The 17,760-nt window shown below is 61.7% G+C and carries 13 protein-coding genes; 5 read left to right on the top strand and 8 right to left on the bottom strand.

Features of this window, described 5'->3' with window-relative positions; genetic code table 11:
• Window positions 1-11 precede the first annotated feature (11 nt).
• The 4 genes from CHU95_RS10940 to CHU95_RS10925 all read right to left on the bottom strand — a co-directional run bounded on the left by CHU95_RS10940 (window position 12) and on the right by CHU95_RS10925 (window position 5,673).
• Window positions 12-1,994 (bottom strand): acetyl/propionyl/methylcrotonyl-CoA carboxylase subunit alpha, encoded by a 1,983-nt coding sequence (locus CHU95_RS10940; RefSeq protein ID WP_094456380.1) that lies wholly within the window; start codon window positions 1,992-1,994, stop codon window positions 12-14.
• Window positions 1,991-2,764, bottom strand: coding sequence for an enoyl-CoA hydratase-related protein (locus tag CHU95_RS10935; RefSeq protein ID WP_094456379.1), 774 nt, complete (start codon window positions 2,762-2,764; stop codon window positions 1,991-1,993). The genes CHU95_RS10940 and CHU95_RS10935 overlap by 4 nt, the downstream gene beginning before the upstream one ends.
• Window positions 2,765-2,775: 11 nt before the next feature.
• Complete coding sequence (locus CHU95_RS10930; RefSeq protein ID WP_094456378.1) at window positions 2,776-4,383, bottom strand: carboxyl transferase domain-containing protein; 1,608 nt, start codon at window positions 4,381-4,383, stop codon at window positions 2,776-2,778.
• A gap of 117 nt (window positions 4,384-4,500) precedes the next feature.
• Window positions 4,501-5,673, bottom strand: a complete 1,173-nt coding sequence (locus CHU95_RS10925; RefSeq protein ID WP_094456377.1) for an isovaleryl-CoA dehydrogenase — start codon at window positions 5,671-5,673, stop codon at window positions 4,501-4,503.
• A gap of 197 nt (window positions 5,674-5,870) precedes the next feature.
• Between CHU95_RS10925 and CHU95_RS10920 the strand changes: the two genes are divergently transcribed.
• Window positions 5,871-6,485, top strand: a complete 615-nt coding sequence (locus tag CHU95_RS10920) for a TetR/AcrR family transcriptional regulator (RefSeq protein ID WP_094456376.1) — start codon at window positions 5,871-5,873, stop codon at window positions 6,483-6,485.
• 60 nt (window positions 6,486-6,545) lie between these two features.
• Window positions 6,546-8,618, top strand: a complete 2,073-nt coding sequence (locus CHU95_RS10915) for a S9 family peptidase (protein WP_245838143.1) — start codon at window positions 6,546-6,548, stop codon at window positions 8,616-8,618.
• Between the two features lie 70 nt (window positions 8,619-8,688).
• Here the strand turns inward: CHU95_RS10915 and CHU95_RS10910 are convergent, their stop codons facing one another.
• Window positions 8,689-9,651: a nucleoside hydrolase gene (locus CHU95_RS10910; protein ID WP_094456375.1), complete on the bottom strand. Its 963-nt coding sequence runs from the start codon at window positions 9,649-9,651 to the stop codon at window positions 8,689-8,691.
• A 131-nt stretch (window positions 9,652-9,782) separates the two neighbouring features.
• On the opposite strand from CHU95_RS10910, the gene CHU95_RS10905 reads away from it, so the two are divergent.
• Window positions 9,783-10,769, top strand: coding sequence for a sulfite exporter TauE/SafE family protein (locus CHU95_RS10905; protein WP_094456374.1), 987 nt, complete (start codon window positions 9,783-9,785; stop codon window positions 10,767-10,769).
• A gap of 29 nt (window positions 10,770-10,798) precedes the next feature.
• Here the strand turns inward: CHU95_RS10905 and CHU95_RS10900 are convergent, their stop codons facing one another.
• The 3 genes from CHU95_RS10900 to CHU95_RS10890 all read right to left on the bottom strand — a co-directional run bounded on the left by CHU95_RS10900 (window position 10,799) and on the right by CHU95_RS10890 (window position 14,671).
• Window positions 10,799-12,745 (bottom strand): GGDEF domain-containing protein, encoded by a 1,947-nt coding sequence (locus CHU95_RS10900; RefSeq protein WP_165772122.1) that lies wholly within the window; start codon window positions 12,743-12,745, stop codon window positions 10,799-10,801.
• Window positions 12,746-12,858: 113 nt separating this feature from the next.
• On the bottom strand, window positions 12,859-13,956 hold the full coding sequence (locus CHU95_RS10895) for a TAXI family TRAP transporter solute-binding subunit (RefSeq protein ID WP_245838142.1): 1,098 nt from the start codon (window positions 13,954-13,956) through the stop codon (window positions 12,859-12,861).
• 136 nt (window positions 13,957-14,092) lie between these two features.
• Window positions 14,093-14,671, bottom strand: coding sequence for a HupE/UreJ family protein (locus tag CHU95_RS10890; protein ID WP_165772121.1), 579 nt, complete (start codon window positions 14,669-14,671; stop codon window positions 14,093-14,095).
• A 180-nt stretch (window positions 14,672-14,851) separates the two neighbouring features.
• Between CHU95_RS10890 and CHU95_RS10885 the strand changes: the two genes are divergently transcribed.
• Window positions 14,852-15,511, top strand: coding sequence for a glutathione S-transferase family protein (locus CHU95_RS10885; RefSeq protein ID WP_094456370.1), 660 nt, complete (start codon window positions 14,852-14,854; stop codon window positions 15,509-15,511).
• A gap of 163 nt (window positions 15,512-15,674) precedes the next feature.
• Window positions 15,675-17,750, top strand: coding sequence for a S46 family peptidase (locus CHU95_RS10880; RefSeq protein ID WP_165772120.1), 2,076 nt, complete (start codon window positions 15,675-15,677; stop codon window positions 17,748-17,750).
• Window positions 17,751-17,760: the final 10 nt, after the last annotated feature.

Here is a 17,760-nt window from a genome sequence, read left to right as displayed (position 1 = left end):
GAAGATCGGTATCAAACGGCTTCAAAACCGACAAGTTCAACCCCTTCACTGACCTGGTCACCCACGGCGTAGCGAAGATGGGTGACCCTGCCGTCGGAGGGGGCCTTCAATGTATGTTCCATTTTCATGGCTTCCAGGACAATGACCGGCTGCCCTTTGCTGACACTGGCGCCCTCGGCCACCAGCAAGGCGATGACCTTGCCCGGCATCGGAGCTGTCAGGCGGCCATGGCCGCCATGATCAGCATGGGCCCCTTCGTGCGGATCGACCAGTGACAGGGTGCGGGTGGTGCCGGCATAGAACAGGGTGACATGGTCACCCCAACGGACCCATCGGGCTGTCACATGCCGACCGTCAAGGTTGGCGGACAAGGTGCCGTCAGAGGACAGGCAGCCGGATACGGACAGGGTCTCACCGGCCGCCGCAATGCTGAAACTGCCGCGTTTCCAGGTGACCATAACAGAATGGGTTGCCCCCTCCTCACCGGCTTCAGCCCAGTCAATGCGCTCCGTTGCCGGCAGGTTCAGCAGGAACCCACCGATGGCCGCCCACGGGTCACTGTCACCGGATCGGCGGGACAGGGTCAGGCCCAGGGCGAACAGCGCCAGGATTGTGGCGTCCGGGGCGCTCGCGGCAGGCAGCAGGTCGGCCTCGTACCGCTCGATGAAACGGGTATCAAGGTCGGCTGCCAGAAAACCTGGATGGGCCGCCACGGCAGACAGGAACGGCACATTGGCGTTCAGGCCGGCAATTTCCGTTTCCGCCAAAGCCTTTTCCAGCCGCCGCACGGCGCTGTCGCGGTCTTTGTCCCAGACGATCAGCTTGGCGATCATCGGGTCGTAGAAGATAGAGATGGCATCACCCGACCGCACGCCGGTATCGACGCGCACATGCTGCCCCTGTTCAGGGAAACGCAGATGCGCCAGCCGACCGGTCTGCGGCAGGAAGCCCTTGGACGGGTCCTCCGCGTAAAGCCGGACCTCGATGGCGTGGCCGTTGATGGTCAGTTGGTCCTGGCTCAACGGCAGGGGTTCACCCGCCGCCACCCGTAACTGCCATTCGACAAGGTCCTGACCCGTGATCTTCTCTGTTACGGGATGTTCCACCTGCAGGCGGGTATTCATCTCCATAAAATAGAAGGCGCCATCGGTATCCAGCAGGAACTCCACCGTGCCCGCCCCGACATAGCCGATGGCCTGGGCGGCAGCGACGGCGGCTTGGCCCATGCGGGCGCGGATGGCGGGGTCCATGCCGGGAGCGGGCGCCTCTTCCACCACCTTTTGGTGACGACGCTGGATGGAGCAGTCGCGCTCAAATAGGTAGACGCAATTGCCGTGGCTGTCGGCGAAGACCTGGATTTCCACATGGCGCGGACGGGCCAGATATTTCTCGATCAGGACGCGGTCATCGCCAAAGCTGGCCTTGGCCTCGCGCTTGGCGGAGGCCAGGGCTGCCGGGAATTCTTCGGCACTGTTGGCCACCTTCATGCCCTTGCCGCCACCACCGGCCGACGCCTTGATCAGGACTGGAAAGCCGATGCGCGCGGCCTCTTGCGCCAGCAGGGCACCGTCCTGATCCTCACCATGATATCCCGGCACCAGCGGCACACCCGCCGTTTCCATCAGCGCCTTGGCTTCCGACTTGCCGCCCATGGCGCGGATGGCACTGGCCGGCGGGCCGATGAAGATCAAACCGGCGGCAGCAACGGCTTCGGCGAAGTCAGCATTTTCTGACAGGAAGCCATAGCCGGGATGGATGGCATTCGCCCCCGTTGCCTTGGCGGCCGCGAGGATGCGGTCGGCCAGTAGATAGCTTTCCCGTGCCGGGGCGGGGCCGATATGCACCGCCTCGTCGGCGCTGGCCACATGCAGGGCATTTGCGTCGGCATCCGAATAAACGGCGACGGTACCCAGGCCAAGGCGGCGGGCGGTGCGTATGACACGCACAGCGATTTCGCCGCGATTGGCGATGAGGACTTTCGAAATCCGGCTCATTTCACCCATCCCGGCTGGCGCTTGTCAAAGAAGGCAGACAGGCCCTCGCGGCCCTCATCACCCGACCGCGCATCGGCGATCCGGGCGGCGGTGTCGGCAACCATGGCGTCGGTGACAGGCCCATCGACAGCGCGGATCAGGTCCTTGGCGGCGGCCAGCGCCATCGGCCCCGCCGCCAGCAGATGTTCGATCTGCCGCTCTACCGCATCGTTCAGACCGTCGCTGCCGACCACCTGATGCACCAAACCCAAGCGGTGCGCCTCGGCTACGCCAAAGCGTTCGGCGGTCAGAAAATAGCGGCGGCAGGCCCGCGCCCCCATGGCGGCCACCACATAAGGGCCGATGGTGGCAGGGATCAGGCCCAACCGCACCTCGGTCAGGGCGAACTGCACAGGATCAGCGGCAATTGCGATATCGCAAGCCGCCACCAGCCCCACGGCACCGGCAAAGCAATGCCCATGGACCACGGCCAGGGTCGGCTTCGGCAGTTCGTTCAAGGTGCGCAGCATGGTGGCCAGACCGATGGCATCGGTCAGATTTTCTTCCCGGCTGTAACCGGCCATGCGCCGCATCCAGTTCAGGTCGCCACCGGCAGAAAAGCTTTTGCCTGCCCCGCGCAGGACCACCACCCGCACCGATGGGTTGGCCCCCAGATCGCGGAAGAGGACGGTCAGACCGGCAATGACTTCATCATTGAAGGCATTATGGATTTCCGGGCGGTTCAGGGTGACGGTCGCCACCCCACGCGCGTCGATATCAGTCAGGATCATCACCGCCCCCCTCACATCCGGAACACGCCGAACTTTGCCGGCGGGATGGGCGCGTTCAGCGCCGCCGACAGCGACAGGCCCAGCACCGACCGCGTATCCGCGGGGTCGATGACGCCATCATCCCACAGGCGGGCCGAGGCATAATAGGGATGGCCCTGTTTCTCATACTGGTCGCGGATCGGCGATTTGAACGCCTCCTCCTCTTCAGCACTCCAGCTCTTCCCGGCAGCTTCCAGCCCGTCACGGCGGACGGTGGCCAGCACAGTGGCCGCCTGTTCCCCGCCCATGACGGAGATGCGGGCATTGGGCCACATATAGAGGAAACGCGGGCTGTAGGCGCGGCCGCACATGCCGTAATTGCCGGCGCCGAAGCTACCGCCGATGATCAGGGTGATCTTGGGCACGTTCGCGCAGGCCACCGCCGTCACCAGCTTGGCGCCGTCCTTGGCGATGCCCGCATTCTCATATTTGCGGCCCACCATGAAGCCCGTGATGTTCTGCAAGAACAGCAGCGGGATCTTGCGCTGACAGCACAGTTCAATGAAATGCGCGCCCTTGACGGCGCTTTCGCTAAACAGGATGCCGTTATTGGCGATGATGCCGACGGGCATGCCCCACAGCCGGGCAAAGCCACAAACCAGCGTTGTGCCGTAATTGGCCTTGAACTCATCCAGTTCCGACCCGTCCACGATGCGGGCAATAATCTCCCGCACGTCATAGGGCTTGCGCGTGTCGGTGGGGATGATGCCGTAAATGTCGTCAGCGCTGTAAAGCGGCTCGCGCACCGGCTTGATGTCCACCTCCGGCTTTTTCACCCGATTGAGGTTCCCGACAATACGGCGCGCGATCCCTAGCGCATGGCCGTCATCGCTGGCCAGATGATCGGCCACGCCGGAGATGCGGGTATGGACGTCACCGCCACCCAGATCCTCTGCCGATACCACCTCCCCCGTCGCGGCCTTCACCAATGGCGGGCCACCCAGGAAAATGGTGCCCTGGTTCTTGACGATGATGCTTTCATCCGCCATGGCGGGCACATAGGCACCGCCCGCCGTGCAGGAGCCCATGACGACGGCAATCTGGGGTACGCCATTGGCCGACAGGGTGGCCTGGTTATAGAAAATGCGGCCGAAATGGTCGCGGTCGGGAAACACCTCATCCTGGTTGGGCAGGTTGGCCCCGCCACTATCGACCAGATAGACACAGGGCAGGTTGTTCTCCCGCGCGATATCCTGGGCCCGCAGATGCTTCTTGACGGTCAGTGGATAGTAGGTGCCGCCCTTAACGGTCGCGTCATTGGCCACCACGACACATTCCTGACCGGCAATGCGGCCAATGCCCGTGATGATGCCGGCGGCCGGCACATCATCAGCATAGACCTGATAGGCCGCCAACTGGCTGAACTCCAGAAAGGGCGTGCCGGGGTCCAGAAGGGTGCGCACGCGGTCGCGGGGTGCCAGCTTGCCACGGGCCAGATGTTTGGCCATCGCCTTCTCACCACCGCCCAGGGCGATGCGGCCGATCGTGCTGCGCAGGTCATCCACCTGCGCCTTCATGGAGGCCGCGTTTTCGGCAAAGGCCGGGCTGCGCGGGTCGATACTGGTGGGAAGGACGGGCATCGTTGCCTCGCGTGGTAAGGACTTGAGGTGGGTTAGCGCCACCAATCATCCAAATGTCTAAGGTGCCTCCCCCGCGAAAGCGGGGAAGGCAGGCTATGCAAGCTCGTCCAGACCGACTTACGCCGTTTCCTTGAACAGCTCGCGCCCGATCAGCATGCGGCGGATTTCGCTGGTACCGGCGCCAATCTCATACAGCTTGGCGTCACGCAGCAGCCGGCCCGTGGGGTATTCATTGATATAGCCGTTGCCGCCCAGGATTTGGATGGCATCCAGCGCCAGTTGCGTGGCCTTTTCGGCCGCCAGCAGGATGGCACCGGCCGCGTCCTTGCGGGTGATCTTCTTGGCATCGGCTGCCCGGCCTACGGCATACACATAGGCGCGGCAGGAGTTGAGGGCGACATACATGTCGGCCACCTTACCCTGGATAAGCTGAAACTCGCCAATCGACTGCCCGAACTGCTTGCGCTCATGGATGTAGGGGACAACCACATCCAGGCAGGCCTGCATGATGCCCAGCGGGCCGGCGGCCAGCACCGCACGCTCATAATCCAGACCGGACATCAGCACGCCCACGCCGCCATTGACGCGGCCCAGCACATTGTCCTCAGGGATCTCGCAATCCTCGAACACCAGTTCGCCCGTATGGCTGCCGCGCATGCCCAGCTTGTCCAGCTTTTGGGCCACTGAGAAGCCCTTGAAACCCTTCTCCACCAGGAAGGCGGTGATGCCGCGCGGACCGGCATCGGGGTCGGTCTTGGCATAGACGACCAGGACGTCGGCATCGGGGCCGTTGGTGATCCACATCTTGGTGCCGTTGAGGACGTAACGATCACCCTTCTTATCGGCGCGCAGGCGCATGGAGACGACGTCCGATCCCGCCCCCGGCTCGCTCATCGCCAGCGCACCCACAAAATCACCGCTGATCAGCTTGGGCAGATACCGGCCCTTCTGGTCTTGATTGCCATTCAGGCGGATCTGATTGACGCAGAGGTTGGAATGGGCGCCATAGGACAGGCCGACGGAGGCCGAGGCGCGGGAGATTTCCTCCATCGCCACCATATGCTCAACATAGCCCATGCCGGCGCCGCCATATTCCTCTTCCGCCGTTACACCCAGTACGCCCAGGTCACCCATCTTTTTCCAAAGATCCATCGGGAACTGATCGGTGCGGTCGATCTCTGCCGCGCGGGGGGCGATTTCATCCGCCGAAAAGGCCGCTACGGCATCGCGCAGCGCATCCGCCGTCTCACCAAGGCCGAAATCGAACATGGGCAGGCTGTTGCGCAGCATCGTGGGCGTCCTCCATGGATTGGCGGCCCCCTTCAGAGGCCTTTATAGAAACGGTCATACGTTTTTTTATTTGGCGTTTCAACAAGGATTCCTGCGGGTCTTGCTGCATGACGCATGCATTGTTTCCGGTTGACGGCACCCCCTTGCCCACCGCAGTTTGCATGCGTGATGATTCTGTCAATAAAGAGAGGCCGTTGATGGCCCGTACTGCCGGCAGCCATGGGCCGAAGACCATGGAAGCGATCCGCAAGGCGGCGCTGACCCTGATCTATCGTAAGGGGTATGAGGCGATCACGCTGCGCCAACTGGCCGATGCGGTCGGCATCCAGCCGGGATCGCTCTATAACCATGTCCGCAACAAGCAGGACATCCTGTTCGACCTGGTCCATGACCATATGACCACCCTGCTGGCGGAGGTGGAACAGGCGGTGCCGGCGGAGGCCCCCCCGTTGGTACAATTGGAAGCGTTTATCGCCTTCCATGTCGGCTATCATATCACCCGGCGCGAGCAGGTGTTTATAGCCAATTCGGAGTTGCGCAGCCTGGAGCCCGGCAATCATGCCGCGGTCGTGGCATTGCGGAAACGGTATGAAGGCGTATTGATTGATGTTCTGCGCCGGGGAGCGGCAGATGGCAGTTTACGCGCCGATGATCCGACGATCGCCGCCTATGCCATCCTGTCCATGCTGACGGGCATCTGTTCCTGGTATCAACCGTCAGGCCGTAAATCAGCCGACCAACTGGTCAATTTGCACCGGGACCTGATCTTGCGCGGGATCGTGGTACAGGACCCGGCGTCTCTCGCGTGTTGACCGTTTCCGGTCTATAGTCGCCGCTCCATACACCCGCCACAGAAGAAGGAATATTCTCCCGTGACGTCCAAGAAAAAATTGTCCTCCCTGCTGGGTACGACGATCCTGGCCATTGGCCTGTCGGGATTGCTGTCCGCCTGTGGCAAGGATGAGAAGGCTGCCGCTCCGACGGCAAGCACCACACCGCCGGAACTGATCGCACGCAAGGACCTGTTCGGCAATCCCAGCCGCAGCGGGGCCAGCATCAGCCCTGATGGCACCACCATCGCCTTTCTGGCGCCGCGTGACGGGGTGATGAATATCTGGGTGGCACCGGTTGGTCAGATTGATGCGGCCAAGCCCCTGACCGCCGACAAGGAACGACCCATCCGCCGCTTCTTCTGGGCGCCGGATGGGTCGCAGATTCTGTACCTTCAGGACAAGGGCGGCAACGAGGATTTCCTGCTCTATGGCGTCAATGTCGCCACAGCGGAAACCAAGGTCTTGACGCCTTATGAAAGGACGACGGTAGAGATCGTTGCCATTTCCAGCCAGGTGCCGGACGCGATCTTGATCGGCATGAATAATCGCGATCCGAAATGGCATGATGTTCACCGGCTGGATCTGAAGACTGGCAAACTTGATCTGGTCATGCAGAATGACGGTTATGGCGGGTTCGAGGCTGACCGCAGCCTGACCCTGCGACTGGCCAGCAAGCCCCTCCCCGATGGCGGGTTGCAGATCGAACCGATTGGCAAGGATGGAAAGATGGGCCCCCCCATCCTGACCATCGCACCGGATGATGTGCTGACCAGTGGCGTCACCGGTATCCCGCTGGATGGCAATATCGCCTATCTGCAATCCACCGCAGGACGTGACAAGTCAGCCATCTATGCGCTGGATCTGACCACGGGGGCGACAAGCCTGCTGGCGGAAAGCGACAAGGCCGATATTGGCGGCGCCTTGACCAATCCGACCACAGGGGCGCTGGAAGCCTATAATGTCAATTACTTGAAGGATGAGTGGATACCGGTGGGCGATGCGGTCGCCGCCGATATCGCCTTCCTGAATGAGCAGGCCAAAGGGCAGTGGAATGTCACGAGCCGTAGCCGCGATGATAATCTGTGGACAATCGTCATTGATCGGGTGACCGAGCCGGCGGCCTTCTGGCTCTATGACCGCAAGGCAAAGAGCCTGACCCGTCTGTTCACCGTCCGACCGAACCTGGAAGGCAAAACCCTGGCCCCGATGCAGGCGCTGGAAATTCCATCGCGTGACGGCAAGATACTGGTCAGCTATCTGACGCTGCCACCGGGTACGGATGCCAACAGGGATGGTAAGCCTGAACAGCCACTGCCACTGGTTTTGAACGTCCATGGCGGTCCCTGGGCCCGCGATGGGTATGGCTATAATGGCGAACATCAATGGATGGCGAACCGGGGCTATGCCGTCCTGTCGGTGAATTTCCGCGGGTCCACTGGCTTCGGCAAGGGCTTCACCAATGCTGGCGACAAGCAGTGGGGGCGGTCCATGCATGATGACCTGATTGATGCTGTCGACTGGGCCATCAAAAATGGCATCACGCCCAAGGACAAAGTCGCCATTTATGGCGGGTCCTATGGTGGTTATGCCACGCTTTGGGGGATGACCAACACCCCGGATCGGTTCGCCTGTGGTGTCGATATTGTCGGCCCCTCCAACCTGAACACGCTGCTGGCCAGTGTGCCCCCTTACTGGGCGGCGTTCTATGAGCAGTTGGCCCGCCGTGTGGGTGACCCGCGCACCGAAGAGGGGAGGGCCCTGCTGACCGAACGCTCACCGCTGACCTATGTTGATCAGATCACCAAGCCGTTGCTGATCGCGCAGGGTGCCAATGATCCGCGTGTGAAGCAGGCGGAGTCCGACCAGATTGTTACGGCCATGAAGGCCAAGAACATCCCGGTCACCTATGTCCTCTATCCAGATGAAGGCCACGGTTTTGCCCGCCCGGCCAACCGCACCAGCTTCTATGCTGTGGCGGAAGGTTTCCTGTCGCATTGCCTGGGCGGCCGGCAGGAGCCGGTGGGAAGTGATTTCGACGGTGCCAGCCTGCAGGTTCTGGAAGGTGTTGATTATGTGCCGGGCCTGAAGGAGGCCCTGGCGGCAAAGAAGTAAAGGTCTTCGCTTCCCCTCCCCTCGCCCTGACCGGCGATGGGAGGGGGCGTTGCTTGGGCTTTGGGATGGTTCAGCCGTAATAACGGGCCAGATCGCCGAACAGGCGGTCATAAAAACTATTCGTGTCCTTGACGCGGACCATGACCTCCACAGTGCCGGCGCCATCCGGTAGCAGCAGGCCGGCGCCAAGGCCTGTCCCCTCCTGCACGATGTGTGTCTGTGCCCGCAGGGTTTCGAAGAGTTCCGGGTAGAAAAGCCCGGCAACGGCCGTGGGGTCATGCAGGAACGCGCCGTCTGTATGAAATTTCGGTTTGTCCAGGTGATAAGGCGCGTTGAGCATCAACGCGACTTCCCGCCCGTAGCGCGGCAGGGCGCGGGCGGCGTCCATGCGGGCTGGGTTTGAGATCAACTGATGCGTGACATCGGCCGGGGCCAGCAGCACCGGCACGCCGCCATTCAGCACCGATTGCGCGGCCGCCGCATCCATCCAGAAGTTAAACTCTGCGAAGGGCGTGACATTGCCACGCCGGACAAAATTCGGCGGCAGCGGGGCAAAGGACCCGCCCATTGCCACGATCCGCGCGATGCGGGCGTAGGCATCGGGTGCCTGGTGGCGCAGCAGCGCCAGATTGGTCAACGGCCCGGTCGCCACAAAGGTGATGGTGCGGGGCGGGCTGCCGCGCAGCGTCTGGGCCATCCAGCCGATTGCATCGGATGAGGCGGCGGTCCGCAGCGATGGCGCCAACACCAGCTCGCCGAGACCGGTCTCTGCGAAGGCACCATCCCCGGCCGGTGGTTCATCCCTGCCCACAGGTGCCCGCGCCCCGGCATGGACCGGGATTTCCCCTGCTCCGATATGATCAAGAAAGGCCAGGGCATTGGCAGTGGTGCGGTCCAAGGTGACATTGCCATTGACGCAACTGATACCCAGCACTTTCGCCCGCTGCGGCAGGGCCAGCACCCACATCCAGGCGAGAAGATCATCGGTCCCGGGATCACCATCCAGGATCAGGGGCAGTTGAGCGTTCATCATCCATCCTTTGGCAAAGATCGGGCCAGCATAAGGAGCAACCGTGCCGGAGGGAAGCGGTCAGCGGTTGACCATTGCGGTGTGTCCCGGCAATGCTGTGCCTTCGCAGAAAATGTCAGGGTGCGGGAGGCGGAGTGTTCAACAGTCGCATTTTCACCGGCTGGTTTGTCGGTATGTTGTGTCTGTGGTTGGTGCTGTTCACCCGCTACAATGATCTGACTTTTCTGGCCGAGCACTGGTACTACCCGGCGATCATGGTGCTGGGCGCCTTTGTCGCTGGACTGACCCCCGAAGGCGGTGGAGCGGTCGCCTTTCCCGTCCTGAATATCTTTCTGTCCGTCGATCGGACCATGGCGCGGGATTTCAGCCTGATGATCCAGAGCATCGGCATGACCAGCGCCAGCATCTATATCCTGTCCAACCGCAACAACAATCTGCGTGATTACAAGCCACTGCTGGCCTTCATTCCTGTCTGTTTCGTTGGTTTTGTCGCAGGGATGCTGCTGTTGCAGTCCTTACCGGTCTACATCATCCAGGCCCTGTTCCTGAGCCTGATCACCACCTTTGCTATCGCCTATGTCTGGAGCGATCATCGCGGCGACCGGCCCCGCCTGCACCTTTCAGGATGGCGCGACCGGGCGCTTTTGGTCTTGATCCTCGTGGTAGGCGGCCTGTTCGCCAGCCTGTTCGGAACAGGAGCGGATATCGTCGTCTATACATTGCTGGTCACCCGCTTTCGCATGAATGAAAAGGTGGCGACGCATATGAGCATCATGCTGATGGCCGCGATATCGATCCTGGGCTATGCCTATCGGCATTTTTATGATGCAGGCCTTACCGAGTATCAGGTGCGGACCTGGCTGTGTGCCTATCCGGTGGTGCTGTTCATGGCCCCATTCGGGGCCTATATCCTGTCGCGCATCAATGTGGAATGGATGTTACGCGGCATTGTTGTTCTCAACATTGCGCAGCTTGCCTATTTCAATCTCAATAACCCATCCTGGGCCAAGGCAATCTGGTCAGGTGTGTTCTGCGTGGTCCTGATGGCAATTTTCAGCCTGACCCTGTCACGGATCAGCCGCCGGAAAGCGGCCGACCAGGCGGCTGTGCAGCAGGCCTGATCCAGACACCCGATCCCCTGTGTGATAAGTCAGGCGACCAGCCGATTGCGCCCGCCCTGACGGGCGGCTTGCAGTCGTTGATCAGCCTGACGCACCATGTCGGCCGGGCTGGTCATGGTGGGATCAAATCGGGCCAAACCCGCAGACAGGGTCACAATGCCATGCGGGCTGGCCTGGTGGGGCAGGGCCATGGCGGCCACCATCTCCAGGATCTGCCGTACCTGCGCCTCCAGCAAGGCTGGCTCCGGCGCTGTCAGGATGATGGCCAGACGCGCCCCTTCATGCCGGTAGACACGGTCCCCCTGCCCTACCTGGCGCGCCACCGCCCGAAACAGGGTGCGCAAGACCTGATCGCCAGCCGCGCTGCCATAGGCGGTGTTGTAGGTCTGGAAATCGTCGATATCAGCCAGAACCAGCGCAAAGGCGGCTTTGCCCTGACGGCGGCCCAGATCAAAGACACCCCGTAGATCGGCGTCAAACGCCTGTTGGTTATAGGCGCCGGTCAGGCTGTCATGCAGGCTCCATTCCTGCAACTGCTGTTTGGCGGCATCCAAGGCTTCCGTCCGCAGGGCTATCTGTTCAGCCAGACTGTCGGCGCTGTCGCGGACCCGGGCGGCCATGGCCTGGAAAGAGCGGGCCAGCAGCCCAATTTCATGCCTGACCGTGGTCGGCAGCGGTGTCTGGCCGTCAGCGACCGCAGCATATTCCCCGGCTGCCACCTGTTCGGACGCGACCGTTAACTGCCGGATCGGGCCGGCTACCTGCCGGCGGAGCAGAATGATGACCAGTGCCAACATGGACAGAAAGTAAGCCATCCCCATGGCCATGATGGCACTGGCGGCCTGATGGGCCTTGGCGGCCACCAGCGTTTTGGGGTATCGCGCCACAAACCACCAGTCCGGGCCTTGCAGGCGCGTCACCGCCAGATAGGCCCCATCCACCGTATCATCGACGATCCAGACATTATCATCAGGACCAGGGTCGGCGTGTCGCTGGTTCACGCTGTCACGGATCAGGGCGTGCGTACGCAGCAGGCCGGCATCGCCCAGACGTTCCAGATTGATGGTGGCCAGTTCCGTGCGCAGACGGTCCATCCACAGGGGATGGGCAACCAGATGTCCGTCGGCTGCCAGCACAAAATTGTAGGTGCCGGGCAGATGATCGGTAATCAGCCGGTCCATCAGGTCATTCACCAGGACATCATGGCTGGCATTGATCAGGTGTTTTCCCTGATAATCCACCGGTAACTGATAAGTGACCATCCAGGCCTTTGCCGTGTGGTCATGATAAAGCGGTGTCCAGACCGGCAGACGCCGCGGGTTTTCCGCCATCATGGTAGACCGCACGACCGAGAAAGCCGTCATGTCCAGATTGGCATCCACCGCCAACCCCCAGGCAAAGCTGGGCCAGTACATCAGCATGGCATTTTCAGGCGTGCTGATGGTGGTATTGATGAAACGGTTGTGCCATGCCGGTCCGTATTCAGCCAAAAGATGATAGGACAGGATCAGGCGGCGTTGCAGTTCCGGGGGAATGATTTTTTGATTGGCGCCAATAAAGCCCGACATTCCTTTTTGCAGAAGGCCATCCTGATTGACCTTTCCATCGAAATATTCACGGCGTAGGCGGGTGGCCCCATCCTCACCCCGCTGAAAGAAGGCATCAAAATCGGGTTCAGGCAAGATGTCTGGGTTAGCATACAAGGACAGGAACCGGTCGCGGAATGTGTCCATGTTGGCGGCAGCCAATTGGAAGATGGCGCTTTCCGTGCGCCCGCGTTCCAGCAGATGCGCCTTCAATTGCTCCAGCGCGTCCCGTTCTTCACGGTCGTAAATCGTTGAATAACCGATGGCTGTCAAGGCAGCCACGATCAGCATCGACCAGCCGGCCACGCGGATCACGAAGCCGCCCAGCAATGTACTGGATAGACGGGTCAGGGGCGCTGGCACCCGCCAGCCAGCCTTGCGTGCCCCCATGACCATCCCCCCTTCACACGATTTTTCCGGCGAAGGTTATCTTTGTATGTTTGCAATGGTCAAGCCATGAAAGCGAACAAGTACGCCGCGAGACAATTCATTGTGCGGACTATTCAATGGGTCGCGGGGGCTTTCGACGGTGGATCGCCCTTGATCAAGCCCTTGGCGCGGTAAAACCGCTCCGCCCCCGGATGCAGGGGGACGGAGAGGCCGGCCAGAGCCGTCGCCAACTGGATCGACCGGCCGCGGGGATGGCCATTATCCAACATGGAGCGGGTCTGACTGTTCCACAGCGCCGCGGTAATGTCGTGCACCAGTTCCGGTTTCAGATCGCCGCGGACCACCCACATGGCCCCCACCCCAAGGCTGCGTGTGGCTGGCACGCCATCATAGGTTTCTGCCTCAATTCGCGCCTCGGTGAAATGTGGCAGCCTTTTCATTAACTGCGTCGCACGCGCATCATCGAAAGGCACCAGCGCAATGGGAATTCGCCGTGCCAGGTCGGCCACTGCCGGTAACGGATAGCCCCCGACGATCAGAAAGGCGTCCAGCTCCCCGGCCTCCAGCCGGTCACCGCCGGCCGCCGGGCTGAGATAGAACGGTTTCACTGTCTTTTCCGACAGGCCATAGGTGGACAGCAGCGCCCTGGCTGTCACCAATGTTCCCGATCCCTGTTCACCCAAAGCAACCCGCTTGCCCTTCAGATCGGCAGGGCTTTTGATACCGGATCCGGCGCGGGTAACCAGATGAATGGTTTCGGTATACAGGTTGGCGATCGCCCGCAGGTCGGGATAGGGCGTCTTCTGAAACGGGTCGCCGCCAGTCAAAGCGACATGCGCGATGTCCGCCTGGACCAGCGCCGATTCGAGCCGCCGTGATCGCATCAGACCTATGTTATTGACAGCGCCCGATGTCGCTTGTGCCACCACAATCAGCCCCGGCACCCCACAGGCCCCGCCACGGTCACATGGCCGCGATCCCGGCGGATTGGAGACGGCATTGGCCAGCAGGCCACCGATCAGGAAATAGGTACCGCCGGTGGTGCCGGTGCCGATCTGGAAAAACCGGACCTGATCGCCGGTAGGCGCCGACAGAGCAGACGGTGCGGCCAGCACCCCCAGCCCGATACCCAGCAGAGTTCGTCGTCGCAGCAGCATGGACGTCATGTCAGCTTCGGGTGAGAGGGGTCGCGGTTCGGATGGGGTGGGCATGGTAAGCGCCCTTTGCCTGCTGGCTTACGATCCTGTCATCGTGCGCGCGCTGGGACCGGGACGCAACCGGTTGCCAAGCGCAATGGTACAGGGTGCGTCAAAAGTCGGGACCTGTGGCCGAGATCCAACGTTTTTGTCACAAAATGTTCACCAGCATCAGAACGCCCAGCACTGCGATCAGTGCCCCCGCCACCCGTGACGCCTTGCCACCGCCGAGTTGGTAAAGGGTGGCCGACAGTCCGACACCCGATGACATGACCAGGACACAACCGGCCAGCATGCCGGGCCAGAACAGGGCGTTACGGGTGACCGGTCCTCCCCACTGCGACAGGCTGATCCCATGCAGCGCGCCGACAATGCCCGCAATGACCAATCCCACCAGGGTTGGCAGGGTCAAGGTAGCGGCCAGCAGCCCACCCAGCAGCAGCAGAGAGGCTTCCAGCGCCAAACCTGTATAGGGCAGGTGCAGGCCAGCACGCGTCAACAGTCCGGCCAGGACGCCCACGACCAGGGCCAGCCCGGCCCCCGCCCCCGGCGTGCCCCGCCCCTGCATATCCAGCCAGAGGCCAAGACCCAACAGGCCGAACAGATGCACATAGGTCAAAACCGGCCCAGCCAAGCCAGAGGAAAAGCCCGGCGGGACGGAAGCCGCCAGCACGGGGCCGGGCACCAGCATCATGGCAAGCATGGCGATCAGGGCGATGGACAGGCGCATGGGCGGTCCCGGTTGCAACAGACCCGTCCTTGATGGCGGCAAAGGATCAGTCCGGTCAAGGGTATGGCGTGTGCCACCCGACTGGGTGCGACCCGGCCATAGGCATTGCCCCCTACCCGTCGCCATTCTATCGCGCTATGTAGGGGCGCTAGTCGTACGGGTGGCCGACCGGAGAGAGGCATGATGAAGCTATATGGTGTCCTGCTGAGCCCTTATGTCACCCGTGTGCTGCTGGCCATCCGGCATAAGGGGCTGGACATTCCGCTGGTGCCCCCGCCCGGCGGTGGGCTGAAATCGCCGGAGTACCTGGCCATCAACCCCTATGGCAAGATGCCTGCCCTTGAGGCCGACGGCACGGCGATTATCGAGTCTGAGGTGATCTGCGAATTTCTGGATGAACGGTTTCCGGAAATCCGCATCCTGCCGGGCAGTGATCTCGATCGGGCGCGGGCCCGCATCATCAGCCGTGCTGCCGATCTTTACATTCTACCAGCCCTGCTGGGCCTGCTGGGTCAGATGAACCCGGCCACCCGCGACGCCCGTCTGGTGGGTGAAAAACTGGCTGAGTTAAAACGCGGTCGTGACGGTCTGGAAACCTTCATCACCGGGCCCTGGTGCATGGGCGACCAGTTCACGCTGGCCGATTGCGCCATGGTACCGGCCTGTTTTTTCCTGGAAAAATTTCTGCCAGCCTTTGGCGGTATTGACATGTTCGCCGACCATCCGCGCATGGGGGCCGTGTGGCGCCATGCCCAGAATGATCCGATGGTGGCCACCCTCCTAAAGGAAATGAACGGCGCCCTGGATGATTTCATGCGCCGTCGCGCCGCCAACGGCTGACGCCTGGCACCATGTCCGTGCTGTAAACCGGTCCCATCCGGTTGTTGACCCGTTCCCGGCCTTGGGCGCATGGTGCGGCCCTTGCTCGTGCGCGACCGCGCGCGCGGGCTCAGCATCCAACGCAGACGCCAAATCAAGCGTACCGAAAAGGACGGGAACAACTATGGTGAAGCCGGTGAAGCTGGCGGTATCGACCGCCGCGACCATTGCCCTTCTGGTGGGGGCGGCCCAGGCCGATGAAGGCATGTGGACCATCGACAATGTGCCAACGGCGGCCATCGCCAAGGCCACCGGTTTCACGCCGGATGCCAAGTGGCTGAAAAAGGCGCAATTGTCCTATGTGCGGCTGGCCGGCGGCTGTTCCGGCAGCTTCGTTTCGGGCGAAGGTATGGTGATGACCAATCATCACTGCATTTCCGATTGCATTGCCGAACTGTCATCCGCCGAGAAGGATTATCAGGCCGATGGCTTCCTGGCCAAAACCCGCCTGGAAGAAAAGAGCTGCGCCGGAATCGAGATCAACCAACTGATCGACATCACCGACATCACGCCCCAGGTCGAAGCCGCCACTGCCGGCAAGACCGGCCAGGACTTCGCCAATGCCCGGCGCACCGTGCTGGCCGATATCGAGAAGAACTGCGCCGGTGGCGACGCCAAACTGCGCTGCGACGCCGTTACCCTGTATCAGGGGGGCCGTTATAACCTGTATAAGTATAAGCGCTACCAGGATGTGCGTCTGGCCTTTGCGCCAGAGGCGTCGGCCGCGTCCTTTGGCGGTGATCCGGACAATTTCAACTTCCCGCGCTACGCGCTCGACATGGCGTTGCTGCGCGTTTACGAGGATGGAAAGCCGATCAAGAGCCCCCACCATTTCAAATGGTCGACCGAGGGCACGAAGGAAGGCGATCCCAGCTTCGTCATCGGTAATCCCGGTTCCACCAGCCGTCTGCGCACCATCGCCGAACTGGAATTTGTGCGCGACAATGTGGCTCCCTCCTTCCTGTTCTGGGCGCAGGAGCGTCGCGGCCGGCTGATCGAATTCGGGCGGGAGAATGCAGACCGCAACCGCGAGGCCTTTGATGACCTGAACAGCATCGAGAATTCCATCAAGGTTTGGAAGGGTCGCCAGATGGCCCTTGCCGACAAGGAATTCTTTGGTGGCAAGGTAAAGGCCGAACAGGACCTGCGTGCCAAGATCGCCGCCGACCCGAAATTGTCCGCCGAGGTGGGCGACGCTTTCGAGCAGATCGAGAAGGCTCAGGCCCGTTATGTGCAGCTTTATCAGCGTTTGATCCATCTGGAACGGATGCGGGCTTTTGACAGCGTGCTGGCCATGAATGCCCGTCTGCTGTTGCGCGCCGGTGATGAACGCCTGCTGCCGTCCGGTCAGCGCCTGCGCGAATATGGTGACAGCCGTCTGCCCGCCTTAAAGCAGCGCCTGTCCAACCCGGCCCCGGTCCATGCCGATCTGGAAGTTGCCCTGCTGACCTTCTCGCTGACCAAGTTCCGCGAGCAATTCGGCCCGGATGATGCACTGGTCAAGGCCGTGCTGGGCAAGCAGTCGCCCGATCAGGTCGCCGCCGCTGCCGTCAAGGGCAGCAAGCTGGGCGATCCGGCCGAACGCCTGCGCCTGTTTGAAGGGGGCAAGGCTGCGGTCGATGCCTCTGACGACCCGATGATCAAGCTGATGAAGGTGGTGGATGCTGCTGCCCGTCAGGCCCGCAAATCCGTGGAAGAGGAAGTGGACGCGGTGGTAGAGCAGGCCCAGGCCCGCATTGCCAAGGCCCGCTTCGCACTCTATGGCGACAGCGTCTATCCCGACGCCACCCTGTCGCTGCGCCTGTCCTACGGCAAGATGCAGGGCTGGACGGAACTGGATGGTACCGAAATCAAGCCTTACACCACCATCGGTGGCCTGTACGAGCGGGATACCGGGGCCTTCCCGTTCGATATGGCCAAGAGCTGGGAAGCGGCCAAGGACAAGGTCAACATGGCCACGCCCTATAATGCCGTTTCCACCAACGACATTATCGGCGGCAATTCCGGTTCTGCTGCCATCAACACCAAGGGTGAGGTGATCGGTCTGATCTTCGACGGCAATATCCACAGCCTGTCGGGCGATTACGGCTATGAACCCAAGCGCAACCGTGCCGTCATGGTCGATGTACGCGGCATGACCGAGGCGCTGCGCCATGTCTATGGTGCGCAGCACATCGTCAAGGAACTGGGTCTGAAATGATCAACTGAGC

It is taken from the genome of Niveispirillum lacus (assembly GCF_002251795.1).
Lineage (GTDB): Bacteria > Pseudomonadota > Alphaproteobacteria > Azospirillales > Azospirillaceae > Niveispirillum > Niveispirillum lacus.
This window is presented reverse-complemented; position numbering and strand designations above follow the sequence as displayed.

What these genes read in the sequence shown, in the direction of transcription:
- CHU95_RS10940 (WP_094456380.1), bottom strand. Translation starts at nt 1,994, where the DNA reads ATGAGCCGGATTTCGAAAGTCCTCATCGCCAATCGCGGCGAAATCGCT.
- CHU95_RS10935 (WP_094456379.1), bottom strand. Translation starts at nt 2,764, where the DNA reads ATGATCCTGACTGATATCGACGCGCGTGGGGTGGCGACCGTCACCCTG.
- CHU95_RS10930 (WP_094456378.1), bottom strand. Translation starts at nt 4,383, where the DNA reads ATGCCCGTCCTTCCCACCAGTATCGACCCGCGCAGCCCGGCCTTTGCC.
- CHU95_RS10925 (WP_094456377.1), bottom strand. Translation starts at nt 5,673, where the DNA reads ATGCTGCGCAACAGCCTGCCCATGTTCGATTTCGGCCTTGGTGAGACG.
- CHU95_RS10920 (WP_094456376.1), top strand. Translation starts at nt 5,871, where the DNA reads ATGGCCCGTACTGCCGGCAGCCATGGGCCGAAGACCATGGAAGCGATC.
- CHU95_RS10910 (WP_094456375.1), bottom strand. Translation starts at nt 9,651, where the DNA reads ATGATGAACGCTCAACTGCCCCTGATCCTGGATGGTGATCCCGGGACC.
- CHU95_RS10900 (WP_165772122.1), bottom strand. Translation starts at nt 12,745, where the DNA reads ATGGGGGCACGCAAGGCTGGCTGGCGGGTGCCAGCGCCCCTGACCCGT.
- CHU95_RS10895 (WP_245838142.1), bottom strand. Translation starts at nt 13,956, where the DNA reads ATGCCCACCCCATCCGAACCGCGACCCCTCTCACCCGAAGCTGACATG.
- CHU95_RS10890 (WP_165772121.1), bottom strand. Translation starts at nt 14,671, where the DNA reads ATGCGCCTGTCCATCGCCCTGATCGCCATGCTTGCCATGATGCTGGTG.
- CHU95_RS10885 (WP_094456370.1), top strand. Translation starts at nt 14,852, where the DNA reads ATGATGAAGCTATATGGTGTCCTGCTGAGCCCTTATGTCACCCGTGTG.
- CHU95_RS10880 (WP_165772120.1), top strand. Translation starts at nt 15,675, where the DNA reads ATGGTGAAGCCGGTGAAGCTGGCGGTATCGACCGCCGCGACCATTGCC.